This window comes from Pseudomonas sp. GW822-FHT02G04, assembly GCF_058802085.1.
The window spans coordinates 231,279-256,312 of the sequence record NZ_JBXANU010000002.1 but is presented as its reverse complement, the minus strand read 5'-3'; the positions used below and the strand labels follow the sequence as shown (position 1 = coordinate 256,312).

General features: G+C 59.0%; 22 protein-coding genes. 10 read left to right on the top strand and 12 right to left on the bottom strand.

The genetic code is table 11. The annotated features are described in order from the left end of the window. Window positions 1–98 precede the first annotated feature (98 nt). Together AC1RO5_RS03635 and AC1RO5_RS03630 are read left to right on the top strand one after the other, a co-directional pair. Complete coding sequence (locus AC1RO5_RS03635; RefSeq protein WP_493172811.1) at window positions 99–1,814, top strand: amidase; 1,716 nt, start codon at window positions 99–101, stop codon at window positions 1,812–1,814. 303 nt (window positions 1,815–2,117) lie between these two features. Then, entirely contained in the window at window positions 2,118–2,390 is a 273-nt protein-coding gene (locus tag AC1RO5_RS03630) for a DUF2790 domain-containing protein (RefSeq protein ID WP_493172809.1), read from the top strand. A 53-nt stretch (window positions 2,391–2,443) separates the two neighbouring features. Here the strand turns inward: AC1RO5_RS03630 and AC1RO5_RS03625 are convergent, their stop codons facing one another. The 5 genes from AC1RO5_RS03625 to AC1RO5_RS03605 all read right to left on the bottom strand — a co-directional run bounded on the left by AC1RO5_RS03625 (window position 2,444) and on the right by AC1RO5_RS03605 (window position 8,562). Then, window positions 2,444–3,391, bottom strand: a complete 948-nt coding sequence (locus tag AC1RO5_RS03625; protein WP_493172807.1) for a LysR family transcriptional regulator — start codon at window positions 3,389–3,391, stop codon at window positions 2,444–2,446. Window positions 3,392–3,457: 66 nt separating this feature from the next. After that, window positions 3,458–4,408, bottom strand: coding sequence for an aldo/keto reductase (locus AC1RO5_RS03620; protein WP_493172805.1), 951 nt, complete (start codon window positions 4,406–4,408; stop codon window positions 3,458–3,460). Between the two features lie 31 nt (window positions 4,409–4,439). Continuing rightward, on the bottom strand, window positions 4,440–5,930 hold the full coding sequence (locus tag AC1RO5_RS03615; RefSeq protein WP_493173218.1) for an efflux transporter outer membrane subunit: 1,491 nt from the start codon (window positions 5,928–5,930) through the stop codon (window positions 4,440–4,442). Between the two features lie 20 nt (window positions 5,931–5,950). Continuing rightward, window positions 5,951–7,435 carry a DHA2 family efflux MFS transporter permease subunit gene (locus tag AC1RO5_RS03610; protein ID WP_493172803.1) on the bottom strand — a complete coding sequence of 495 codons (1,485 nt, stop codon included), beginning with the start codon at window positions 7,433–7,435 and terminating at the stop codon, window positions 5,951–5,953. Then, entirely contained in the window at window positions 7,435–8,562 is a 1,128-nt protein-coding gene (locus AC1RO5_RS03605; RefSeq protein WP_493172801.1) for an HlyD family secretion protein, read from the bottom strand. The genes AC1RO5_RS03610 and AC1RO5_RS03605 overlap by 1 nt, the downstream gene beginning before the upstream one ends. Window positions 8,563–8,821: 259 nt before the next feature. On the opposite strand from AC1RO5_RS03605, the gene AC1RO5_RS03600 reads away from it, so the two are divergent. Together AC1RO5_RS03600 and mug are read left to right on the top strand one after the other, a co-directional pair. After that, a complete protein-coding gene (locus AC1RO5_RS03600) occupies window positions 8,822–9,448 on the top strand; it encodes a TetR/AcrR family transcriptional regulator (RefSeq protein ID WP_493172799.1) in 627 nt (208 codons plus the stop codon). An 8-nt stretch (window positions 9,449–9,456) separates the two neighbouring features. Then, window positions 9,457–10,023: a G/U mismatch-specific DNA glycosylase gene (gene mug, locus AC1RO5_RS03595; RefSeq protein ID WP_493172797.1), complete on the top strand. Its 567-nt coding sequence runs from the start codon at window positions 9,457–9,459 to the stop codon at window positions 10,021–10,023. On the opposite strand, the gene AC1RO5_RS03590 is transcribed toward mug, so the two are convergent. Further along, window positions 9,974–10,885: a bifunctional helix-turn-helix transcriptional regulator/GNAT family N-acetyltransferase gene (locus AC1RO5_RS03590; protein ID WP_493173216.1), complete on the bottom strand. Its 912-nt coding sequence runs from the start codon at window positions 10,883–10,885 to the stop codon at window positions 9,974–9,976. The two genes, mug and AC1RO5_RS03590, sit on opposite strands and share 50 nt — an antisense overlap. Window positions 10,886–11,013: 128 nt before the next feature. Next, window positions 11,014–11,919, bottom strand: coding sequence for a LysR family transcriptional regulator (locus AC1RO5_RS03585; protein ID WP_493172795.1), 906 nt, complete (start codon window positions 11,917–11,919; stop codon window positions 11,014–11,016). Window positions 11,920–12,027: 108 nt separating this feature from the next. Between AC1RO5_RS03585 and AC1RO5_RS03580 the strand changes: the two genes are divergently transcribed. Both AC1RO5_RS03580 and AC1RO5_RS03575 read left to right on the top strand, forming a co-directional pair. Then, entirely contained in the window at window positions 12,028–13,266 is a 1,239-nt protein-coding gene (locus tag AC1RO5_RS03580; RefSeq protein ID WP_493172793.1) for an SGNH/GDSL hydrolase family protein, read from the top strand. A 125-nt stretch (window positions 13,267–13,391) separates the two neighbouring features. Continuing rightward, a complete protein-coding gene (locus tag AC1RO5_RS03575; protein ID WP_493172791.1) occupies window positions 13,392–14,921 on the top strand; it encodes a sensor domain-containing diguanylate cyclase in 1,530 nt (509 codons plus the stop codon). Window positions 14,922–15,042: 121 nt separating this feature from the next. Here the strand turns inward: AC1RO5_RS03575 and AC1RO5_RS03570 are convergent, their stop codons facing one another. Genes AC1RO5_RS03570 through AC1RO5_RS03555 form a run of 4 tightly spaced genes read right to left on the bottom strand, consistent with a single transcriptional unit; the run spans window position 15,043 to window position 18,613 of the window. Then, complete coding sequence (locus AC1RO5_RS03570) at window positions 15,043–15,882, bottom strand: sugar phosphate isomerase/epimerase family protein (RefSeq protein WP_493172789.1); 840 nt, start codon at window positions 15,880–15,882, stop codon at window positions 15,043–15,045. A gap of 1 nt (window position 15,883) precedes the next feature. Continuing rightward, the gene (locus AC1RO5_RS03565; protein ID WP_493172787.1) at window positions 15,884–17,125 is read right to left on the bottom strand and encodes an NAD(P)/FAD-dependent oxidoreductase; all 1,242 of its coding nucleotides are present in this window, start codon (window positions 17,123–17,125) and stop codon (window positions 15,884–15,886) included. A gap of 18 nt (window positions 17,126–17,143) precedes the next feature. Next, on the bottom strand, window positions 17,144–17,464 hold the full coding sequence (locus tag AC1RO5_RS03560; RefSeq protein WP_019648621.1) for a MocE family 2Fe-2S type ferredoxin: 321 nt from the start codon (window positions 17,462–17,464) through the stop codon (window positions 17,144–17,146). A 36-nt stretch (window positions 17,465–17,500) separates the two neighbouring features. Further along, window positions 17,501–18,613: a fatty acid desaturase family protein gene (locus tag AC1RO5_RS03555; RefSeq protein ID WP_493172785.1), complete on the bottom strand. Its 1,113-nt coding sequence runs from the start codon at window positions 18,611–18,613 to the stop codon at window positions 17,501–17,503. Window positions 18,614–18,795: 182 nt separating this feature from the next. Here AC1RO5_RS03555 and AC1RO5_RS03550 point away from each other — a divergent pair, with 182 nt between their 5' ends. After that, on the top strand, window positions 18,796–19,845 hold the full coding sequence (locus AC1RO5_RS03550; RefSeq protein WP_493172783.1) for a substrate-binding domain-containing protein: 1,050 nt from the start codon (window positions 18,796–18,798) through the stop codon (window positions 19,843–19,845). A gap of 60 nt (window positions 19,846–19,905) precedes the next feature. Here AC1RO5_RS03550 and AC1RO5_RS03545 read toward each other — a convergent pair whose 3' ends face one another. Then, window positions 19,906–21,936 (bottom strand): sigma-54 interaction domain-containing protein, encoded by a 2,031-nt coding sequence (locus tag AC1RO5_RS03545; RefSeq protein WP_493172781.1) that lies wholly within the window; start codon window positions 21,934–21,936, stop codon window positions 19,906–19,908. Window positions 21,937–22,129: 193 nt separating this feature from the next. On the opposite strand from AC1RO5_RS03545, the gene AC1RO5_RS03540 reads away from it, so the two are divergent. The 3 genes from AC1RO5_RS03540 (at window position 22,130) to AC1RO5_RS03530 (ending at window position 24,933) form a co-directional block, all read left to right on the top strand. Next, window positions 22,130–23,152 carry a Gfo/Idh/MocA family oxidoreductase gene (locus tag AC1RO5_RS03540; protein ID WP_493172779.1) on the top strand — a complete coding sequence of 341 codons (1,023 nt, stop codon included), beginning with the start codon at window positions 22,130–22,132 and terminating at the stop codon, window positions 23,150–23,152. Further along, on the top strand, window positions 23,149–23,937 hold the full coding sequence (locus tag AC1RO5_RS03535) for a TIM barrel protein (protein ID WP_007936881.1): 789 nt from the start codon (window positions 23,149–23,151) through the stop codon (window positions 23,935–23,937). Before AC1RO5_RS03540 ends, AC1RO5_RS03535 begins: the two co-directional genes overlap by 4 nt. A gap of 69 nt (window positions 23,938–24,006) precedes the next feature. After that, window positions 24,007–24,933: a sugar ABC transporter substrate-binding protein gene (locus AC1RO5_RS03530; RefSeq protein ID WP_493172777.1), complete on the top strand. Its 927-nt coding sequence runs from the start codon at window positions 24,007–24,009 to the stop codon at window positions 24,931–24,933. The last annotated feature ends 101 nt before the right edge of the window (window positions 24,934–25,034 follow it).

Sequence of the window (25,034 nt, the reverse complement as noted above, 5' to 3'; positions counted from 1 at the left end):
GTACACGTTGTAAAAGTTGGTGTGGCTATTTCTGGCGAACGCCATTCGAGTACCCGTTTTGAGAGAAGTGATGTCCTTACCGGGCCGGTGGTAACAGCATGATCGAGGTCACCGAGGTTTCCATTGCCGAGCTGCGTGCTGCGCTCGAATCCGGCCAGACCACAGCGGTTGAGCTGGTCCAGGCCTATCTCGCCCGGATCGACGCCTACGACAGCGCCGACACGCCCACCGCCCTCAATGCGGTGGTGGTTCGCAACCCCGATGCGCTCAAGGAAGCGCAGGCGTCCGATGCTCGTCGGGCCAGGGGCGAGACGTTGGGGCCACTCGATGGCATCCCCTACACGGCCAAGGACAGTTATCTGGTGAAGGGGCTGACCGCAGCTTCTGGAAGTCCTGCCTTCGCCAACCTGATTGCTTATCGCGATGCGTTCACCATCGAACGGCTTCGCGCCGCCGGGGCGATCTGCCTGGGCAAGACCAATATGCCGCCGATGGCCAACGGCGGCATGCAGCGCGGCGTGTATGGCCGTGCCGAGAGTCCGTACAACGCCGACTACCTCACCGCACCTTTCGCCTCGGGCTCATCGAACGGCGCCGGTACCGCAACCGCCGCCAGTTTCTCGGCATTCGGCCTGGCGGAAGAAACCTGGTCGAGCGGACGTGGCCCTGCCTCGAACAATGGCCTGTGCGCCTATACGCCTTCGCGCGGAGTGATCTCGGTGCGCGGCAACTGGCCGTTGACGCCGACGATGGACGTGGTCGTGCCGTATGCCAGGACGATGGCGGACCTGCTCGAGGTGCTCGATGTGGTGGTGGCCGATGATCCCGACACACGCGGTGATCTATGGCGGATGCAACCTTGGGTGCCAATTCCGAGTGTCGCTTCGGTGCGTCCCGCTTCCTACGGATCGCTGGCCGCGAAAAGCGATGCGCTCAAAGGAAAGCGCTTCGGCGTGCCTCGCATGTACATCAACGCCGATCCCGACGCGGGCACCAGCGATGCGCCTGGCATTGGTGGCCCGACGGGCCAGCGCATCAACACCCGCCCCTCCGTGATCGGGCTTTGGGAGGCGGCGCGCAAGGCACTCGAAGCGGCCGGTGCTGAAGTGCTCGAGGTCGATTTCCCGCTGGTCTCCAATTGCGAGGGCGATCGTCCTGGTGCACCGACGGTGTTCAACCGGGGTCTGGTGTCCGAAGAGTTCATGCACCATGAATTGTGGGATCTGACGGCTTGGGCGTTCGATGATTTTCTGCGGGCCAATGGCGATCCAAAACTGAATCGCCTGGTCGACGTGAACGGGCCGCTGATTTTTCCACACGACCCGGGGACTCTACCCAACCGCGAGGGCGATCTTGCCGCGGGCATGGACGAGTATGTGCGGATGGCCGAACGCGGCATTACGCCGTGGGATCAGATCGACACGCTGCCTGATGGATTGCGCGGACTGGAACAGACGCGCCGAATCGATCTGGAAGACTGGATGGATCGGCTGGGACTCGACGCGGTGATCTTCCCGACGGTAGCCGACGTCGGGCCGGCGAATGCCGATGTCGATCCGACGTCTGCGGATATCGCTTGGAGTAACGGGGTATGGGTCGCCAACGGCAATCTCGCCATCCGCCACCTGGGTGTTCCCACAGTCACGGTGCCGATGGGCGTCATGCCGGACATCGGCATGCCCGTCGGGCTGACATTTGCCGGTCGTGCCTATGACGATTCGACGCTGCTTCGCCTGGCTTCGGCATTCGAGTCGACAGGGACGAAACGCTTGATCCCGCCTCGCACCCCGCCATTGTCGGTTGGCAAAAAATAGCAAAGATCGCAGGCTTCGCCAGCTCCTACAGAGGTTAGGTACACCCGTTGCATCGTGGTTGCACACGGTCGATGTAGGAGCTGCCGCAGGCTGCGATCTTTGGGCCATTCATGCGAAATCCGGCAACAGTGTTTGTCCATCGGGCCGCTATTTGAAGGAAGGTTAAACACTTAGCATCGTCTCTACCCAGTGAGCAAATGGAGTAAGCATCCATTAGCTCACGAGGTAGCAACTCGAGAATCCGAGATGAGCTTTACGATCATCTCGACCCCAGAGTAAACCTTGGACGATACGGTGAAGATAATGAAAACTTTAAAAATTGCGGTTCTTCTTGCGCTTGCCGGTATAGGCGCACACGCCTTTGCAGACGATGGCCATTCAACTAACGCGACCAGCAAAACACCTGTTGAAATCTACACGTACGAAACGAAGCTCGACATTAAGAAAGTCATTAACATCACCGCGATTGCGGACGAGTGCAAACCGGTCCCGGTGCAAATGACGTATGAAGACTCCCACGATCAACAGCATGTCATGCAGTATCAAGTCATGGGCACTGGATGTTCAAACGGTTGAGTACTGTGCGGACGATGGAGGGTCGACACTCCATGCCTGCGGTGCCAGCGAGCTCAAACCCTGTGAACGTTTTTTGTTGAGCCTGCGATTTTGTCATCGGCTGCCAACATGCCTGGGATGTAATCTTTAAGAAACTCTACCCATGTCTTTATTTTCGCATCCACGAATTTTCGTGATGGGTATATCGCAAACAAATTTAACTCTTCAAGACGATACTCTGGCAGCACGCGCACTAACGTGCCGGCCTTGATACCATCGACCGCAGAAGCAATCGGCTGAATACCGATGCCCATCCCATTGGTTATAGCGACGGTCATTCCATCAGCGGTGTTAATGTGAAAGGGAGACAATGGAACGTTGATTGACTCCACGCCTTCAGGCCCCTCAAATGCCCAGTTTTCAACCGGCATTACCGTGTTAACAATCCTCAAACAATCATGTGCACCAAGAGAACCTGGAGAGTCCGGGATTCCGCGCTTCTTCAGATAAGCAGGCGAAGCGCAGAGAATGCTGTAAGTGATGCCGAGTCGCTGAGCGACAAACCCCGAGTCGGGAAGATCGCGCGCTAGAACAATCGACATGTCATACCCTTCCTCGAGCAAGTCAGGTAGCCGATTGGTCAGCGTCAAATCAAACATGACCGAGGGATGAGTCTCTCTGTATTTGGCAATGGCATCGATCACGTAATGATTACCGATGGCTGACATGGCGTGAATTTTCAGCCTGCCCACGGGTCGGGTGTGAGCGGTCCCTGCTTCCTCCTCGGCTTCACGTACCTCATCAAGAATCCTCTCGCATCGTTGCAAATAGCGTGCACCCGCTTCGGTCAACGCCAGGCGTCGGGTGGTGCGGTTAATCAGGCGGGTTTGAAGCCTGGCCTCCAGACTGGAAACGGCTTTGGAGACGTTGGTTGTCGTGGTGTCCAATAGCTCGGCTGCCGCGGTAAAACTGCCGCTCTGAGCAACCGCAATGAAAAACCGCATGGTTTGGAAAACGTCCATCGTTTTCACCTCAAGGGCGTGGATAACGGGGGCGGCCTTACAGAAGACCGCCCTCCTCGTCGTGTGTCACTTTTTCCGTGGAATAAATCCAGGCACACCGGTTTCCACTACCGAGTTGAATCTTACCCTGGTCGTAATATCTTCCTTGATCTCAAGCATCGCCCTATGCGGCAGGGTGGAAATATCGAAGTTCTCCTTGATATGGCTCGGTGTAGCGGATGTGGTCAGAAAAGCAACGCCCCGCTGAACAGACCAGGCCAATGCCACTTGAGCCGGAGTCTTCTGCAAGCGCTTGGCGATCCCTGTAATCACGGAATCTTCCAACACTTTCGGCTCCATGCCATGGCCCAGTGGCGCGAACGCCAGGAGGACGATTCCATGCTGTTTGCAGAACTCAAGCAGTTCCCATTCCGGCAGATAAGGGTGGGACTCAACCTGCACCACGGCAGGTTTGATCCGGGCCACTGCCACAATCTCTTTTAACGTTTCCAGCGTGATATCAGACAAGCCGATGGCCTTGCAGCGGCCTTCATCCACCAGGCGTTCAAGTGCTCTCCAGGTCTCGATCAGTGTCACGCCGGAGTCATAGATAACTCGACCCTGTTCGTCTCTCGGGTCCTGATTCTCACCGGGTTGAAAGGCAAACGGCGTATGGATCAGGTAGCAGTCGATAGAGCCCACTTGGAGGCGGCGGCAACTGGCCTTGAAAGCAGGTTTGACTCGCTCGGGACGATGGTTGGTGTTCCACAGTTTAGTGGTAATGAACACGTCCTCCCGGCGGATCTTGCCCGCCTCCAGCATCTCTTTTATCGCAGCGCCGACACTCTCCTCATTGCGATAGCGCTCTGCACAATCGAAATGGCGAAAGCCCGCTTCCAACGCGTCCTTGACCGCTTGTGTGGTGACGCTGAGATCACTGAACAGCGTGCCAAACCCAACGGCCGGCATTTCACCTGAGCCGTGGTTCAGCGCAAACCGGGTATCGCGAAGTGCATCGTGAAAAGCTTCGTAAGACATCTCTTGACTCCAATGTTCGGGGCCGTAGCCGTTATTGATACGAAGGGTTCTGTGCTTCGCGACTGGCAATCCGTTGCTCAAACGCGCCGACGGAATTACCGCCGAGGGCTACATACAGCTGCACCGTGTCGAGATACTGCGCGGTCTTCCCCCGGATTCGACCCAGCAACGCTTGCTCATAGGCACGTTCCGCTTCCAGCACCTGGAGAATGCTGTTCTCGCCTTGCGCATAGGCTTGCTGATTCAACCGAAAACTGGTTTCTGCAGCGCGCAACGCCTCTTCCTGCGCCTGGTTTTGCTCGGCGTCATGGTTGATCGCCTGCAACGAGTCCGCGACCTGGCCGAACGACTGAATGACGGTCTGCTGATAGCCGGCGAGCGTCGCCTTGTAGCCGTCGACGGCAGCCTGACGCTCAGCCTTGAGCGTTCCGCCATCGAAGATCGGCCCCACCAGCCCCGCTGCCAAGCCCCAGAGCGCGGCACCGCCATTGCCTGACGCGGCCTGTACCAACGACGCGGACAGCGTCACGTGGGGATAGAGGTTCGCGGTCGCGATGCCGACTGCCGCGCTGGCCATGTGCAGCTCCGCCTCTGCTTGCAGTACGTCCGGTCGGCCGTGAGCCATTTCCGAGGGCACGCTCACCGGCACGTTGGCCGGCAATACGAACTCGGCAAAATCGAAGTCCGGCGCGATCCAGTCGCCGGGGCCTTTGCCCGTGAGAATCGACAGCGCATGACGCGCGGCATCACGCTGCTGGGCGAGGGGCGGCAACAGTGTGCGGTCCTGCGCCAGCCGGGTCTCGGCCAACGAAACGTCGATCTGCGTGGTGGCGCCGTTGGCGTGTGCCCTGCGCACCAGGTCGAGGTTCTTGGCGTCATTGGCGAGCAGCTTCTCGACGGCCTCCATCTGCGCGTTGGCAGAAGCCACCAACAACGCCTGGCTGGCGACATTCCCCGTCAGGGTCAGGTACGCCGCTTCGTATCGATGCTTCTGAAAATCGGCAAACGCTTGCTGCTGCTCGACCCGCCGCTTGTTACCGCCGAACGCATCAAGGTCGAAACCGACCCGCGGCCCGATCGCGTAGAAATTGGAGATCGAAGGCTCTTTCGCGTTGTGTACCCGCTGGCGACCCGCTTGAGCGCCAAAGTCGACCTGCGGATAAAGCGCCCCCTCCGCCGCCGCCACTGAAGACGCCGCTTGCCGGATCGTTGCATCCGCCGCCACCAACTCAAGGTTGCCCTCGATGGCGCGACGTACAACCTTGTCGAGCTTCTGCGAATGGAAGGCCGTCCACCAGTCACCGCTGACCTTATGGCCAAGGTCGATGTGTTGCTCGCCAGGCTGGTTGCCATTCTGGCCGAGACGCTGCTCGGCCTGTTGGTCGTAGTGCTGCGACAAGCTCGGCGGCTGCATTTGATAATCGGGGCCGACAGTACAGGCCGTCAGGAACACAAGAACCGACACCGCACCGAACGCGGTTTTGAACGTCTGTCTGTTGATGAAGCGCGCATTGGATTTAATTTGGGCAAACTCCACGAAAACTACTTGGTCGGAACGGGCTTGCGAAGAAAGACAACCAGTGGACTGACCACCAGCATCGCCACCATCAACAACTTGAACTGGTCGATCACCGCGATAAAAGCCGCTTGGCCGGTGATCATTTCGTTAAGCCCCGCCAGCGCTTGCAGGGACATTGGCGCGGCATGCGCAGCGGCGCGATAAGGCGTTAAATGGCTGACCAGTGCCAGGTGCATCGCTTGCGTATTGTTGAAGAAGAAAATCTGCACGATCGCAACGCCGAGGGTGCTCCCGTAAACACGCGACAGATTGAAAAAACCGGTGCCTTCCGGACGTAACTTGGGGTCGAGCGTGCTGAACGCGACCTTGGTGAGCGACGGCATCAAGATGCCGATGCCAATCCCCTGGATCGCACCGGCGATCGCCACAGGCGACCAGTCCATCAACGGCGAATAGCCGAGCATCAACCAATTGGCGTAAACCACCACGGCCACGCCTGCCGCCACGAACAATCGACGGTCGAAACGCTCGGGAACACGGCCCATCAACAGGAACGCCCCTACCAGCCCCACACCGCGTGGTATCGTCAGCGAACCTGTCGTATCAGGCGGGTAGCCGAGGATCTCGTCCAGCATCGGCGACGTCAGTGCCATGGTCGACAACAGCACGAAACCCACGGCGAAAAAGATAATCGTCGACAGTACGAAGTTGCGGTCCTTGAACAGACGCTTGTTGAGGAAATGCACCTTCTTGCTCAACAGATGCATGGCGAACAGGTACAGCCCCAACGCGCAGCCCGCCGCTTCCAGCCAGATTTCGGTCGAGGCAAACCAGTCCAGGCGCTCACCGCGGTCGAGCAACATTTGCAGGCTGATCAACCCCAGCGTGAAGCTGCCGAAGCCGAAGAAATCGAACGACGGACGTTGCTCGGCCTTCTTCTCGGCAAGCAAAAGCGCCATCACCAGGAAGATGAATGCCGACAACGGAAGGCTGATGTAGAAGATCGGCCGCCAGCCAAAATGTTCGCTGACCCAACCACCGATGCTCGGGCCGCTGACGATGCCGAAGAGCACGATTGCCGTCCATGTCGCGCCAAATTTCGCACGCTTCTCCAGTGGCAACGTCTCCATTGAAATCGCCATCGACAGCGGCGCCAGCACGCCACTCGCCAGGCCTTGAATAACTCGCGCACCGACGAATTCCAGCGGAGTCGTCGCAACCGTGGCGAGCAGCAAGCCAAGCATGAAGCAGGCTAACGCGGCTTGATAAACCCGCTTCAAGCCATAACGCCCGGCCAGCCACTGCGCAACCGGCATAGTGATGGCGCTCGCCGCGAGGTACGAGGTGAATACCCAGCCTGCCTGGTCGTCAGTCATCGACAGACTGCCTTGGATAAACCTGAGTACCGCATTCGGCAATGGCAGGTTCGCAGACTGCATATAAGTCGCGAGCAGCGCGGCGAACCTTAATGTCCCCGCACCTTGAGGTCCGGCAAGGTTGGCGTTCATCAGAAGTTACCTGCGGTTAACAGCGCCTTGAGCGGATGCCACCATGGCGTGTGATACCCGGTATCGACCTTGACCGTAGCGCTGGTGCCCGAAAACAGTGGCAGCGCAGGATCCACCTCATCAAGTTCGAGTCGCACAGGAACCCGCTGGACGACCTTGACCCAGTTGCCGGTCGCATTTTCGGGCGGCAGCAAGGCAAAGTCCGATCCAGCCCCAGGGCTCATGCTGGTCACGTGGGCTTTGAATACGTGATCAGGATAGGTATCGATGCTGATGGTCGCTTCCTGGCCTGGACGCATGTGGGTCACCTGCGTTTCGCGGAAGTTGGCCTCGACCCAAATCTGCCGATCGGACAACAACGCAAAGGCCGGCGCACCGTTGTTGACGTAGTTGCCAACCTGCAAATCGTCGACCTTGGCCACGATGCCATCGTCTGGCGCATACACCGTCGTGTATGAGAGGTAGAGCTGGGCCTCATCCAACTGCGCCTTGGCCTCACGAACCGTCGGGTGGCTATCGGCTTCGATGTCCGGGTTACCGCTCAACGCGACGACCGTGCTGGCGATCTGTTGTTCGATCGACGCGATGCGTTGCCGGGCAACTTTAAGGTCGGTGTCGGCGCGTTCGTAAATCGCCCGCGAGACGAACTCGGTAGCGACCAGCGCTTTCTTGCGGGCAAACTCGCGCTGATCGAAATCGGCTGACTCTTTGGCCGATTGCAGTTCTGCCTGCTGTTGCCGGTAACCGGCCTTGAGCCCATCGATGCGCAGTCGCGCGACGCTCAGTTGTGCTTGTGCACGGTCGACCGCGATCTGGAACGGTTTGGGGTCGATCCGAAACAGCATCTGGCCTTTGTGAACCGGTTGGTTGTCCTCGACAGCGATTTCGACGACTTGTCCGGAAATACGCGCGTTGATCGCCGCCTTCGCCACTCGGGCGTAGGCGTTATCGGTCGAAATGAACGCCTCGCCTGCTTGATAGCGGGCATAGCCCAGCGCTGCGAAGAGCACCGGCAAACCGACAATCAACAAGGGCCGAAATTTCTGCTTGAACGGTTTTTTGATGGGCGCGTCAGGCCTTGCGTGCTCGAAGGTCTGCGTAGCCGGGATGTCGAACTGTTTAGTCATGATCGAATACACCTTTAACCGGGAAATCGGGCCAGTACCTGCGAGAATCGCCTGCGGCCCTGATGGCAAAAATTGCTGTGAGAAAGCAGACCCGTGTGCGGTCAGGAGGATCGCTCCGCCGCGCCGGTTTCGTCGCCGCAACACCCAGTTCGAGCTCCGCTACAACAAACCTGAAATTCAGGAACTTCTGGCTCCTTAATTTTGTGCGATGATGTAAGAATATAGAGCTACCTATCCCCACACAAGGATTTTGTACGACATGGCACAAAATAAGATTGCAGAGGGCAAAGGCCGAGGCCGTCCCCGCGCGTATGACCCACAGACAGCGCTGCAACAGGCACTTGGGGTTTTCTGGAGCACCGGATATTCCGGCGCTTCCCTGGACAGCATCGCCACTGCCGCCGGCATGAATCGCCCAAGCCTCTATGCGGCATTCGGTGACAAGCACGCGCTCTACATCAAGGCGCTTGAGCAGTATTGGGAATCTGCCTCCGCTGCCATGCAGGAGGCGCTTACAGACAAGGACCTGACATTGGAGCAGGCGCTGATGGGCTTCTATGAAGGGCAGTTGTCGATCTACTTCTCGGGCGAGGGGCAACCGCGTGGCTGCTTTGCAATCGGCACAGCAACGACCGAAGCCGTCGAGGATTCTGCAATACGTGAGATTCTTTCGGACCGGCTCAGCAGGCTCGATGCTGATCTCGAAACACGTCTGCGCGCGGCAGTCAGCGCCGGTGAGTTGAAAGACGATGTTGACCCAGCCGCCCTCGCCGTACTCGCGTCATCCTTGCTGCATAGCATTTCGATACGGGCGCGAGCGGGCAAATCCCGCACGGAATTGACGGAGCTTGCCCGCAATGCGGTCAACGTGATGTGCGGTGTGTGAGGTGTAGGGTGGGTGAAGGACTCGAAGACATTCTCACCGAACGGCTTGCGGTGATTTTTTGTGGCATTAATCCGGGCGTGACTGCCGCCGCCCTGGGCCATCATTTTGCGGGTCGAGGCAATCGCTTCTGGCGCACACTCCATCTTGCTGGCTTTACGCCTACAGAGGTGCACCCGGAAAACGACCGGACGATCTTGCAGTATCAGTGTGGATTAACCGCAGTGGTTGAACGGCCTACAGCGCGAGCGGATCAGCTGTCCGTGCATGAATTCACCGCTGCCGCCGCGGATTTTGAACAAAAGATCGCGCACCATGCGCCACGCTTTGTGGCATTTCTCGGCAAAGCTGCGTACAGCGCGTTATCCGGTCAACGGGAAATTGCATGGGGGCTTCAGTCAAAGACTTTTGGTGATGCCTCGGTCTGGGTCCTGCCCAATCCCAGCGGGCGAAATCGTGCGTTCACGCAGGATCAACTGGTGAATGCGTACCGCCAACTCCATTTAGCGGCTTTAGATAAATGCCGACTCAAATGTGCGCAGCAACCGGGCCAGGTCGTACAAAACATTGCTCGATAACCGTTGCCCCCCACTGCTGGCCCTCCTGCTCCTGTTCCAACTTGAAGCCAAAGTCTTCATACAGTTTGCGAGCCACATCCAGACCTTTGAACGTCCAAAGCCGCGTCGCGCAGAAACCGTGCTCGTCACAGAACTTTATCGCTTCGGCCAACAAGCGTTTGCCTGCGCCCTTGCCTCGCGCCGAGTCATCCAGAATGAAACAGCGCAGAATCGCTTCGCCGCCCTCTCCCTCTCCGTCTATCGCGATGGAACCGACAATTCGCTGGCCATCCAGCGCCACCCAAACCTCGTTGCGTGGATTGTGCAAACGCCCCATCAACTCCGCCATGTCTGATGCAACCAGGCTCTCGAACGGCTGACCGAAGTTCGAATGCCTTGCGTAGTAGTCCGCGTGCATTTGCACAATGCGGCCGATGATTCCGGGCCGGTAGCCCCTAGCGATATCCAGCTGCGCCGGGGGCTGCGGCGCTGTACCGAGTCGATGAGCTTGCAGGGCACCGGCATAGTTGGCGATACCCTCACTCACCGCCTGCTGTTGCTCATTCGTCAGATAAACCATGGCGGCGTCCACCTGTTGCCTGGCGAACGAATCGATGGCTTGCAGGGTTTTCTTGCCCTGCGCCGTGAGTCGCAGCTTCTTGGAGCGCGCATCCTCCTCGTGTGGAATTTCTTCGATCTCGCCGGCCTCAATGAGCTTGCGCACCATCCGGCTCACGGTGGATTTTTCCAGGCCGAGAAGCTCCACAAGCTCCCCTGCCGTCAGCGAACCCCGATCCCCAATCTCCACGATCGTGTGAACAAACGAAGGCGAATAGTCCGTCGCCGCCAGCGTGGTTTGCATGAACCCCAACTCGCGCACCATGAGGCGTGACGCCGAACGGACTTGGCTGATCAGGTCTGACTGGATACGGGTCACGGCAAGCACCTCGAACAAAATGTGTATTTAGTTGTATCGCACAACTAAATATCCGTCAAATCAAGGGTGCTCCGTCAAGGCATGAAACCAGGCAACTGCCCTACTCGTTCGGCCAGATACTGCATTAATAAACGCGTGCGCAGCGGGCGATAGCGGCGTTCGGGATAGATCAGAAAAGCGTCGTTCGGTGGGCCACTCCAGTCGGTCAGCACACGTACCAACTGCCCGCTTTCAAGCAGGTCGCTGACCAGCCAGGCAGGCGTGATACACAGCCCCGCGCCCTGCAGAAGACCGTCGCGAATGGCCAATGAGCTGTTGGTTCGATAACGTCCCTGAGTCGTGACGCTGACCTGCTCACCCTGCGGGCCGCTGAGCTCCAGACGGTCGCCCGCGGTCAACCACGCAAAACGCAGGAAGTTGTGTTCGCTCAGGTCTGCCGGGCTTTTCAACGGGGAATGGTTGCGCAGGTATTCAGGTGCGGCCACCAGGTAGCGCGGTGAAGTCGCTATGCGCCGGGCGACGGCGTTCGGTGGCAGGTTGCCCCCCAGCCGCAGGGCCAGGTCGACGTTTTCCTCAGTGAGATCGACGAAACGATCATTGAGGATCAGCTCCACCTCAATGGCCGGGTACTGCTCCATGAACGACAATAGCAACGCATTCAAACGCAACACGCCTAGGCTGACCGGAACGTTGACGCGCAGAAAACCCTCGGGGCGTTCGGTCAGGCCGCGCACATCCGCAACGGCCTCGCCGTACTCCTCCAACACGCCTTTGGCACGCTCGTAGAAACGCTTTCCCTGTTCGGTAGGCGTCAACCCGGTAGTGCCACGAATCAGCAGACGGGCTCCCAATTGCTTTTCCAGGGCAGCAACCAGTTTGCTGACGGTGGGCTGAGTGCTGCCCAACTCACGCGCGGCAGATGACAGGCTTCCGAGTTCAATGGCGCGGACAAAACAGTGCATCGCTTTCAGACTGTCCATGGGCATTCTATTCTGGAATGGGCTGCATGCAGTTTTATCTTCTACCACACGTATTTTGAATAGACCAATCTGGACTTCTTGATCCATTACCCCCAAGGAGACACCTGGATGAATGCCTTTCACTCGAGAATACCGTTGCCCCTCGCCTTGACTGCCCTGCTTGCCGCAAGCCCCATCATGGCGGCGGAAAACTGGATCACCACCTGGATGGCCAGCCCTCAACCCACCTGGGGCAACGAATTACCGCTGCCCACGCGAATTCCTGAAGCGCTGACCGACAGCACCCTTCACCAGAGGGTGCGCATCAGCAGCGGCGGAAGCCGTGTACGGGTGGTGGTTTCCAACGAATATGGCAAGCAACCGCTGGTCATCGGTGCCGCGCATATCGCCTTCGTTGAGGGCGTCGACCAGATTCGCGCAGGCTCTGAGCACACCCTGAAGTTCAGTGATCAGGAACAGGTCACCCTCGCTGCGGGTGAAGCGCGGGTCAGTGACCCGATAGAACTGGCAGCGCCGGCACTCAGTGAACTGGCGATCTCTCTTTATCTGCCACAGCACACGCCGCTGACGACCTTCCATTGGGATGGCAAACAAACCACATTCATCGCACCCGGCAAACACGTCGATGCTCAGCGACTGGAAGGTAGCGAGCAGGTGGAGGCGCGGCTGTTTCTCAGCGACATCCTGGTGGATGCACCGGTCGACACCCGTGCCCTGGTGGTGCTCGGCGACTCGATTACCGATGGCAATGGCTCGACCCTGGACAGCAATCGACGCTGGCCGGACTTCCTCGCTCAACGCTTGAGCACACAGAAGCTCGCGGTGCTCAACGCGGGGATATCCGGGGCTCGTCTGCTCGAAGATGGCATGGGTGCCAGCGCACTGGCGCGTTTCAAGCGCGATGTTCTGGGCAAGCCCGGGGTAAAAACGGTGATTGTGATGCTCGGCATCAATGACATCAGTTGGCCGGGCAGTTCCTTCGCACCGAACGAACGCCTACCAGCCAAGGAAAAGTTGATGGCGGGCTATCGGCAACTGATCGATCAAGCACGCCTGAACAATATTCGCATCATTGGAACAACCCTGATGCCGGTCGAAGGCGCCCTGGACGGAACGATCGTGAAGAATTATCACAGCGCGGAGAAAGAACAACTGCGCCAGGCAATTAATGACTGGATACGTACCAGTCACGCATTCGATGCCGTGATCGACTTCGACCTCATGACCCGTGACCCTGAACACCCAAGTCGCTTACTGCCGCATATTGACTCTGGCGACCACTTGCATCCCGGCGATGCCGGCAACAAGGCGATGGCCGAGGATATCGACCTGAAAACGCTGATCTAGTCGTTTGGAACAAAACGTGAAACCCATATGAATCTTGAATTGCCCCAAGTTCGAGAATGACATGAACTGTTGGCACCGATGGAGATCAGCAGATAATGTAGTAGAAATTCATCCTAGGGGTTTTTGTGGAAAACCGCTCCGAAGACAAGACCCGCCAGCCGAGAAGACTGCCGGCAACAGCGATCTCCATCGTGTTCATGGCTTTAGTCACCCTCTCGATACTGAGTATTTACTGGCTTCAAGCCGCACAAAGTAAAGCCTATGAACTCTCACAAGCAAAACTGGTGTCAGGTAATTTGACGTGGTCGATAGCCCAACAAGCGACTGACACGTTTGATGAAGCCAACCTGATCCTGGATGAACTGATCGACAGAATAAAAGACAATCCAAGCGCCCAACAGCTCGACAAAACGCAAAAACTGCTTAAGCGCAGAGTCTTTACCACCGAGCAGTTGCATGGCCTTTTTTACTATGATGAAAACGGCAACTGGGTCCTGACTTCGTTCGATTCGAAACCTGAAGCCCCCAATAATGCCGATCGTGATTACTTCATCTTTCACAAAAACAACGTAACCCTGTCGCCTAGAATCGGCCGGGCCATACGCAGCCGCACGACCGGCGAATGGATTATTCCGTTCTCCCGACGAGTCAACGATAGCGAAGGCCATTTTAAGGGTGTCGCGCTGGCCACGATCAAAATGGCCTACTTTGATAAGTTCTTCTCAACGTTCTCCATTGACCGCAAAGGCGCCATTTTCCTGGCCCTTCCCGACGGAACGATAATCGCCAGGCGACCTTTTGCTGAAGAATTTATCGGTGCATCGATAGCCAAAGGGGAAATATTTTCCATCTATTTACCCAAGTCTCCGGCTGATACCGTCATGATCAAATCGATTATCGACGGCGTTGATCGACTCTTCGGCTACAGGCTTCTTCAAAAATATCCGTTGGTCGTCGCTGCCGCCAATTCACGGGAAGCCATTTTTGCCGAGTGGAAAACCGGAACAATCAAGATGGCATTGATGATCGGTGCAGTGCTGCTGGTAAACCTTCTTGTCGGCCTCTTGCTCATCAAGAAAATACGTTACGGCGTCTCGGTAGAGAATCATTTGAAGCAGACCCGGGCAGCCCTTGAAAAACTGGTATTGCAAGATGCCCTCACCGGACTTGCAAACCGGCGCCACCTCGAGAACAGCTTGCAACAGGAATGGCTTCGCGCGGTGAGACATCAATCTCCGATCAGTTTGATAATGCTCGACATTGATTATTTCAAAAGCTTCAACGATCAATACGGGCACATTGCCGGCGACCATTGCATCGCTTCCGTAGCGCAGGCAATCGCACAATGCATTCACAGGCCATCCGATTTAGCCGCGCGGTACGGTGGCGAAGAGTTTGCGGTGTTACTACCTGATACAGATGCCGAAGGTGCCTACTCCATTGCCGAAGACATCAGGCTCGCGGTGCTGAACCTTGCTATTGCACACGATGGCAACCTGGCCAAGAGTGTGACCGTCAGTTTAGGGGTTTATACCTGCGTGCCGGAGGCTGCCGAATATAAGCACCTGCTGACACAGGCGGACTCGGCACTGTACCTGGCGAAACGCTCAGGCCGGAATCAGACCGCCTGTTTGTCTTTGATCGAGGCCGGATAAGGCTGTAGGAGCGAGCGGTGCGGCGATCCGACTTGCCCGCGAAGAACGATGACGCGGAATACCTGAAAAACCGCGGTGCATTCTTCGCGGGCAAGCCTCGCTCCTACAGGGTTTTCGTCGCTCAGCAAGACCGTTCCCGGCAGTCATCCCAGACCTCGCGCATCAATTCCTTCAACATCAACGCCTCGACCCAGCGGTCGGTGATGTCGCGTCCGTCGGCCCCCGTGATGGCATAGGGTGGCGGGCCGAGTTCACAGGTGAAGGACAGGCTGGCGGGTGTGTCCGGTCGGGCCAGCCAGTCCTCGATCCCATAGCGCCACCAGCCCAGGAAACGCTCCAGCCAGGGTCGATGCTGGGCAAAACTCAGAGGCACCTGGACCTGTTCGCTGTTGGCGACACGACCATGAAAACCCCAACTATTGCGCAGGATGGTCTGGATCTGTTCGTCGTCCTCGGCCGCAGCCGGCTCTGGCAGTTCGCGGCCCACGACATAGTGGGACAAGTCGGCCAACAGTTTGAGATCGGGCATTTCAGCGAGAATGTCGAGGGTGAACAACAGATCACTGGTGAGGCGATAACGGTGGGTTTCCAGCAGGATCGGAAAGTCCACCTGCTCTGCCAGTCGCTGCCACCCCTCGATCAACTTGATGGCTTGCGCCAGCGTGCGTGGCCGGACGTCGGCTTGCAGCGTGAGATGGTGGCAGCCGTAGCGGGACGCGACGTCGATCGCTGCCGCCAGATCATCCACGGTGCGGGGGAACACCTGTCCTTCGATTTGCAGGCCCTGCGCCTTGGCGGCTGCATGCAGGCGTGCGGCATGGTTCGCCACCCAGAAATGGTCGGTGATTCCGTCGAAACCGGCGGCGGCGATTTTCTCCAGCTGCGCTTCCAGCGCAAGCTCGCATTGGCCACGGTGATCTTGCATGGCCCAAAGGGACTGGAAGACCAGGAATTCGCGCATGTCAGTTCCTCAGCAGTTGTTTAAGCGATACCTCGGCGTCGGCCAGAGCCTCTACCGAGAGGGGGTTATGCGAAGCGATCAGTCGTTCGCACAGCTTGATGTCCTTGGCGACGCTATTGCCCTGGCCCCAGCCGCAAGCACCTTGCAAACGCTGCTCGGCATCGAGGTAGAACAGCAGGAAACCGCCGCCCGGGGTTGTCCGGCTTACCGTGGGTTCTGTGTTTGCAATCACGCCTACTGTCTGTAATCCCCAGTCGTATTGATCGGACCAGAAACCGGGAACGACCTCGAAAGGCAACTCGCCGCCCAACAGATTCAGGGCGGCGTGACGGCCCTGGGTTTCGGCGTTGCGCCAGGTTTCCTGACGCTGGAAAACCCCTTGTGGGTGCAGCCGGAATTCACAGACATCCCCCGCCGCAAAGATGTCCGGCGCGCTGGTGCGCAGTTGCGCATCGACACGGATGCCCTGGCCGACCTCAAGCCCGGCGGCCATGGCCAACTCAATGTTGGGTTGCATGCCGATGCCCACCACCACCAGGTCACAGGGCAGCAGTTGGCCATCGACCAGTTGCACCGATTCAACATGAGTAGTGCCCTGCACCGCCTCGATCGCCACGTTGAGCCGGACATCCACGCCCTGGCTGCGATGCAGTTCCAACAGAACGCTGGACAAGCGTTCCGGCAACACCCGCCCCGCCAGTCGCGGCCCGGCTTCGAGCAAGGTCACCGCGCAACCCAAGGCTCGGGCGGTGGCTGCGACTTCGAGGCCGATGAAACCGCCGCCGATGATCACCAGTCGAGTGTCGGGCCGCAACGAAGCGCGCAGTGCCAGCGCCTCGTCGTGGCTACGCAGATAAAGCACATTGCGCAGATGCTCGGGCACACAGGCAAGCCTGCGCGAGCGCCCTCCCGTCGCCAGCAACAATCGGGCGTAATGCAGCCAGCTGCCGTCGGCCAATTGCAGACGATGCTGCTGCGGGTCCAGGCCTTTTACCGGGTTGCCGGCCAGGTGCTCGATGTCCAGTTCAGCGAGCCGAGCGCTATCGCACAGGCTGTAGCCCGCCAGATCGACCGTGCCCTGCAGCAACCCTTTGGACAGCGGCGGACGTTCATAGGGCGGGTGAAACTCGTCACCTATCAGGATCAGGCGACCGCTATAACCTTCGTCGCGCAGGGTCAGGGCCGCGCGGCCACCGGCATGCCCGGCGCCAACGATAACCAGTGGAGCATTGGCAGGACTCATGGCACAGACTCCGTGCAGTTAAACCGTGATGGCGAGCAGGACACGCCCCGCCTCGACCCGGACTTCATAGGTCTTGAGGTTGACGCACACCGGTGCACCAAGCGCTTTGCCGGAGCGGTAGTCGAAACGCCCGTTGTGCTTGGGGCACTCGATGACGTGTTCCATCACCAGGCCATCGGCCAGGTGAATGGACTCGTGGGTGCACAGGCCCGCGGTGGCGAAAAACTCGCTGTCGGCGGAGCGGTAGACGGCATAGGTGTGCGGGCCATGGTCGAAACGAATAACGTCTTCTTCGTTGATATCGCCCACGGCACATACATCGATCCATTGATCGGTCATGGCGTTTTCTCTGGTAGTGGTACAGACAGGAAGGTGTCAGGCCGGCGTTACTTCAGGTTCTGCCTGGACGGTGGCGGCCGATGCTGCGCGTTGTGGCAAAGGACGACAGACGAAGTAGCTCGGGTCTTTGCGCTGTTTCCAGATAGTCGGGAGGATTTCCCGGAAGGCCTCGAACAGGTTGCTGTACGGCGGCGGGCAGTCGTGGCGGATCTCCTCGTGAAGCTGCGCCAGCGCATGAAACGGCACCATTGGATACATGTGGTGTTCGAGGTGATAGTTCATGTTGAGGTACATGAAGCGCAGCACCGGGCTCATGTAAATCGTGCGGCAATTGCTGCGGTGATCCAGTACGTCTTCCGCCAGGCCGACATGCTGCGAAAGACCGAACAGGTAAGACAGCCAACCGCCATAGAGGGTCGGCAAGCCGATAAGCATCAGCGGCAACCAGCTCTGCAGATACAGCGCCGTGCCCACGGTAAGCCCATAGATGACCAGCCAGACGCGTGCGTCCCTCGCCACCTTGGGCCACTCGGATTCGGGGATGAACGTCTGCTCTTCTTCACCCATCCGCCCTACCGCATGCCGGCAGACTGACCCCATCGTCTTCAACGCATAAGGCATTCTGAACAGACTCAACACCATCATGATCAGGCTCGGCGGACGCGGCTCGACGATCTCCGGATCGCGACCGACGATAACGGTGTCGGTGTGATGCCGCGCATGGCTCCAGCGCCAGACCTGGGGTTCGAACATGAACATGAAGCTCGACAACTGATAGACCGCATCATTCATCCAGCGGGTCTTGAACGCTGTGCCATGACCCGTTTCGTGCCAACGGGCATTGGACGCGGTGCCGTAGAGCAGCCCATAGACGAAGAAGAACGGAACACAGGCCCAGGAACCCCAGAACCAGTAACCGCCGAAGCCGGTGACGACCATCGCCGACAGCCAGATTGCGGTATCACGCAAGGCCGGGCCATCGCGACGCTGCATCAATTCTTTCATGCGTTTACGGGAGATCGGCGATTGGTACCACGTTGCCGATACCAAACCTTTTTGCGCCGCTCGGGCGGCTTCGGGGCCGGTCAATCGATAATCCCTTGGCACGGGTTTATCGGTTTTTTCAAAGGCTGCGTTGTGTTCGGGCATTTTATTGTTCTCCGCAAGCTTGATGGTTTTAAGCACTTGCTTTCGATGCGGGATGACATCGCTGGAGAAAATATAGGGAGCGCGCAAATCCCCCTCAAGCCCTTGAATACATTCCCTATCAAGCTATCATCCAGGCCCAGTACAGCTTGATAGTTTTCTATCAAAGCGCTTTCGGGGCCCTCATGAACAACAATAAACGCCCAACCATCGCCACCGTCGCCGAGCACGCTCGCTTGAGTGTCGCCACCGTGGACCGGGTACTCAACGCCAGGGCTCCGGTCAGCCCGACCACCGCCGAGCAGGTGTTCCAGGCTGCCGAAGCCGTTGGTTATTTCGCTGCCAGGCTGATCGGTCAGCGGATTCGCGAACGTCGTCCCAGCTATCGTTTCGGCATCCTGCTGCTCGGTACTGCCCAGGCGTTCTATGCCATCGTTGCCGCCGCCATCACCGAGGCGGCACAGCGTCAGACCGGCGCGAACCTGAGCTGCCAATTCGAATACGTCTTCGATCGCACACCCGGCGCCATCATTGCCCAGATCGAACAACTGGCGGTGCAGTGCGATGGCCTGGCGGTGGTCAGCTTCGCTCACCCGCTGATCAATGCCGCCATCGCGCAGATCAGAGCGGCGGGAGTGCCGGTGATCGCCCTGCTGTCCGACATCCACGAGGCGGCGGAAGAACCTTACGTTGGTCTGGACAATCATGAGGTCGGACGCACCATGGGCTGGCTGCTGGCCCACACCTGCGGTGCACGCAAGGGCAGCGTCGGCGTGCTGCTCGGCGGTCATCGTTTTCTTGGTCATCAGGCTCGGGTCGAGGGGTTGCGCAGTTACCTGGCGGAGCGCGCGCCGGGGCTGCGGCTACTCGAAGCGGTGATCAACCTGGACAACTGCGACGTGACCGAAGAGGCGACGCTGGAACTCCTCGCGCGCCATGCTGACTTGCGAGGGCTGTGCGTGGTCGGCGGTGGCGGCGACGGCATTATCAGCGCCCTGTCGCAGCTGCCGAAGCGGCCGTCGCTGTGCTGCATTTTGCAGGAGTCGACCGAGCTGTCGCGACAAGCACTGGATCAGGGATTAATCAGCCTGGTCATCGATTCCCAGCCACGATTGCTGGCGGCCGCGCTGGTCGAGTTGCTGGTCGAGCTGCAGACCACGCCGGACTTCGATCCGCTCCGGCATCGGGTGCATATTCCGTTGCAGATCATCACCTCAGAGAACACTCGAAGCTGACAGTGAAACACTGAACCTGTGGCGAGGGAGCTTGCTCCCGCGCCACAGGGGGGCTGCCTGTCAGAGGTTGGGGCTCGCACGAAAAGCATCGGCACTCAGCCCGAACCGATTCATCTTGTTGTACAGCCCACCACGAGAAACGTTCAGCTGCCGGGCGGCCAGGCGGATGTTGCCTCGGGCATCCCTGAGGGCGGCAATGATCGCGTTCATTTCATGGGTGCCAAGGTCCAGCGCAGCCCGGGGTTCGGGCACACTTCCCGGCGCCGATGGCCGTAACCTTTGCTTGATTTCAAGTGGCAGATCACCTGGCTGAATCATCTCGGTCATCGCCAGATTCGTTGCGCGCTCGATGGTGTTTTCAAGTTCGCGAACATTACCCGGCCAGCTGTAGGCCGAAAGAATATCCAGCGCCTCTGGCGAGATGCCCTGCACCGATTTGCGCAATGACCGCGCGCAACGAGCGAGAAAATGTCGCGCCAGCAAGGGCACATCTTCCCGGCGCATCCGCAGCGGCGGAACCGTCAGGTTCAGGACGTTGAGCCGGTAGTAAAGATCCTCACGGAAAGCTCCATCGGCCACCGCCTGACTCAGGTTGCGGTGGGTGGCGGCGATGATGCGCACATCCACCTGCTGCAACTTCTTCGCCCCCACGCGCGTTACCTCGCCTTCCTGCAAGACCCGCAGAAGGCTGACCTGGGCATCGAACGACATGTCGCCGATTTCGTCGAGGAAGATCGTGCCGCCATCGGCCAATTCGAACTTCCCGGCAGATCCGCCGCGGGCCGATCCGGTGAAGGCCCCCTCGACATGACCAAACAGTTCGCTTTGCACCAGATCGCGCGGAATGGCTCCGCAATTGACCGCCACGAAAGGACCGCCGCAACGCTCGCTGGCGTTATGGATCGCCTGGGCGAACAGCTCCTTGCCGGTACCGCTCTCACCCAGGATCAGCGTGGTCGATTCACTGCGACTGGCGATCCGCCCCAGGTGCAAGGCGTCTTGTATCGCTCGCGAATTGCCTTGAATGGTCTCGAAGGTGTAGCTGGCTTGAGTGCCGATGACCCGGCGCGTAATTTCGCGGATGCGCCGGTTTTCACGCAACGAAACAATCCGCCCACCCTGCTCCAATGGGCATACCGACACCAGACACGCCAAGTGGCTGCGATCATGCAGCTCGAAGGTGCAATCCAAATCTCTTATCCCTTCATACTGCTGCCCTTCCCCGCCACGCAGCAAAATTTCATCGTTCAGTTCGCTCTGACCCAGGCGCTGGAACGGGCTGCCGAGCAGATCCTGGCCCACGCGGAACAATTGCCGGGCATAACGATTGAGCGCCTTGATGCAGCCCTGCTCATCCAGCACCACAAGTCCCTCGTTGAGCACTTCAAGCACGGTTTGTTGTTCTTCCAGCAGGGTTTGCAGCGCCATCTGCCGCGAGACCGCTTCGGCCGCAGCCTGGACGGTGCCCAGCGTATGGAAATGAAACCAGCCCGGCTCGGCGGTCAGGGTCAGCATGGCGAGCGTCCTGCCCTGCGCATCCCTGATCGGCGCGGCGGCGCAATGCATGCGCCGTCGACGCAAGCCGCTGGCGAAGTTTTCCTCGGCCAGCACATACACCAAGCGATCTTCGGCAAGCGCCAGCCCCGTGCAGTTGGTGCCCTGCACCGACTCCAGCAGCCGGCTACCCACCGGCGTGAGGTCCAGGCCGCAGAAATACAGGGTCGTGCCTTGAGCATCAGTCAGGTTGATATGGCCCCTGGGGTTGTAGGCCAGCAATCCCCCCATGACCTGCGCCGCCGCTGCAATCAACGTGCGATTGGCCGCCAGCGTCGCGGTCAGAACGGCAGGAACAACAAACCGGTATTCGCCATCCTCAGGATCGAGGCCAGTACCGACGCTGCGCCGCCAGGAATCCCAAATCACCTGCCTGACCCCGACAGGTCGATCGATGCGCCCTTTCAGGCAGTCCAGCCAAGCCTGCTCCAGCTCGGCGATCGGTCCTTCGTTCAACGACGCAGGACCGAGAGCGGTGATGTAATCGAGGTCTTGCGCGCTGAAGGCTGTTACCTGTGGGTTGACCATCATTGACATCCGCTTCCATGTTCATGTTTTTGACATGTCAGTGTAGACATGTCCTGAGAATGAACACTTCTTTCAGAAAATATTGATTAATTCCTTAACTATCAATGAGTTAAATATTGGCACAGCGCTTGCTCCAAGGGTTATGCCAGCGAGGACATTCCTGCGGCCAAGTCATTGAACAACAATAAAAGGGAGTCAATTCATGAGTACGTCCAAAATCATCCGCCTGGGCCTCATCGGCGCCGGCCGCATGGGCAGTTTTCACGGTCAGACGGCCGCCCTGCACATTCCCGGCGCCTGCCTGGCCGCCATCGCCGACCCGACACCCGGCCAGGCCGCTCGGTTGGCGGCAGAGTTGGGTGTGCAGAAGGTCTATACCGATCCACAGCAACTGCTCGATGACCCGGAAATTGACGGCGTCCTGATCGCCGCCCCGGCCCGCAGCCATGCCGAACTGGTGATCAGCGCGGCACGGGCCGGCAAAGGGGTGTTTTGTGAAAAGCCCATGGCCATTACTCTGGATGAGGCCGACCGCGCCATCGCTGCAGCCGCCGATGCCCGCGTGCCGTTGCAGGTCGGCTTCAATCGTCGCTTTGCCAAAAGCTTCCGCACCGCCCATCTGGACGTGGTCGCCGGCCGTATCGGTACGCCGCAACTACTGCGCTCACTGACCCGCGATCCGGCGCTGAACAATCCGGCCGCTTCGCCGCAGTGGGTGATTTTTCTCGAAACCCTGATCCATGACTTCGATACCCTGCGCTACCTCAATCCCGGTGCCGAAGCGGTCGAGGTCTATGTCATGGCCGATGCGCTGATTGCACCGGACTACAAGAGCAAAGGGTTTCTCGACACCGCCGTGGTCACGATCCGTTTCGACAACGGCGCCATCGCCACCGCCGAGGCCAATTTCCAGGCCGTTTATGGCTACGATGTTCGAGGCGAAGTGTTCGGCAGCGCCGGCATGCTGACCATGGGCAGCGTCAATGACTCAGACCTGTTGCGCTATCTGGCCAACGGCATCCAGGCCGACACCCAACGCATGGACACCGACCTGCTGCGTGATGCTTATGTGGCCGAGCTCAATCACTTTGTCGACTGCCTGCGCACCGGTGAAAAACCGCTGGCCAGCGGTGAAGATGCCCGAGCGGCACTGGCCATTGCCCGCGCGTGTATCGAGTCCGTCCAACAGGGCAAAGCGGTGCGCGTGCAAGGAGCCCGTTCATGAGTTTCATCCCGTTCAAACTGGCGATCAGTGCCGAGATGGTGTTCCTCGACCTGCCGTTCACCGAACGCGTCAAACGGATTCACGCGCTGGGTTTCAGCGCCGAAATTTGGGACTGGACCCAGAAAGACATTGCGGCCCTGGTCGCCACCGGCGCTGACTTCACCTCCATGACCGGCTACATCTCAGGCAACCTGACCGACGCCGAAGGCATCCAGCATCTGCTCGACAGCGCACGGGAATCGCTGGCCGTGGCCGCACAGCTGAATTGCCCGAGCCTCAACCTGCATGGCACCGGCCTGGGCGACAAGGGCCTGCCGGTCAAACCCGTGGCCCACACCACGGGACGCATGTGGTTGAGCGCCTGCAAGACCCTGGAGAAAATCGCTCGACTGGGCGAAGACGCCGGCCGGGTGTTCCTGCTGGAAAACCTCAATACCGAGGTGGATCACCCTGGCACGCCCTTCGCTCGCGCCGACGATACCCTGGCGCTGATCGAGGCCGTGGGCAGCCCGCATTTGAAGATGAACCTGGACCTTTACCATGCCCAGATCGGCGAAGGAAACCTGATCGAACTGATCCAGCGCGCCGGCAGCGCCATCGGCGAAATCCAGGTCGCCGACGTCCCCGGCCGCATGGAACCCGGCACCGGTGAAATCCACTACCCGGCCATTGCCAAAGCCTTGTTTCGCATGGGATACACCGGGGTCGTCGGGCTCGAGGGCTGGGCCAGCGGTGACAGCGAAGTGGCACTTGAGCGTTTTCGGCAAGCCTTCACGCTGGATTGAAATGCCGCTACGGGTCGCGTTACGGCTTGACTGACTGGCTCATCTCATAACAACAAAAGGAAAACCATCATGCGTCGCTGCACACTTCTATTTGCCACGCTGTTATTACTCGCCAGCCAATGGGCCGCCGCCAGCTATCGCATCGGCGTCAGCATTGCCAGGGTTGACGACAACTTCATGACCTATGTGCGCAGCGGCCTGGAAAATGCTGCCAGGAAGGAAAACGTCCAGATCCAGTTCGAGGATGCCCAGGGCGATGTGGTTCGCCAGCTCAATCAGATTCAGGGTTTTCTCGGTCAGAAGGTGGATGCCGTCATCGTCCTGCCCGTGGACACCGCCGCCACCGCCAACATGACCCGCGCCGCCGTCGAGGCGAAGATTCCGCTGGTCTACGTCAACCGTCACCCGGACGAGCGCGTGCTACCCAAAGGCGTGGTCACGGTGGCGTCCAATGACATCGAGGCCGGGCAACTGCAAATGCGCTACCTGGCCGACAAGCTGGGGGGCAAAGGCAACATCGCGATCATCATGGGCGACCTGGCGCAGAACTCCACGCACGACCGCACCGAAGGGGTCAAACAGGTGCTCAAGGACTACCCCGGGATCAAGATCATCGAACAACAAAGTGCCGAGTGGCAGCGCAACAAAGGGATGGACCTGACCAGCAACTGGCTGCTGGCCGGCACCGGCTTCGATGCCATCGTCGCCAACAACGACGAGATGGCCATCGGCGCGGCCATGGCCCTGCAGCAAGCCGGCAAAGCCAAGGGCGAGATTGCGATTGTCGGCATCGACGGGCTGCCCGACGGCCTGGCGGCGATCAAGCGCGGGATGCTGGTCGCCTCCGTCTTTCAAGACCCCAAGGCCCAGGCGACCAGCGCGGTGCAAGCGGCCATCAAGATGATCAAGGGCGAGCCGGTCGAAGCGGATGTCTGGGTGCCCTTTCAGCTGATCACGCCGGATCAGGTGGCGATGTTTGAGCAGCGTTATAAATAGCGTCGCAGTCGTTCGATTGCTGCCCTGCGGGACGGGGCAGCAATCGGGCCAGAAACGCTCATTGATAGCTATATGAATCTACCTGGCAGGGATTCGCACAC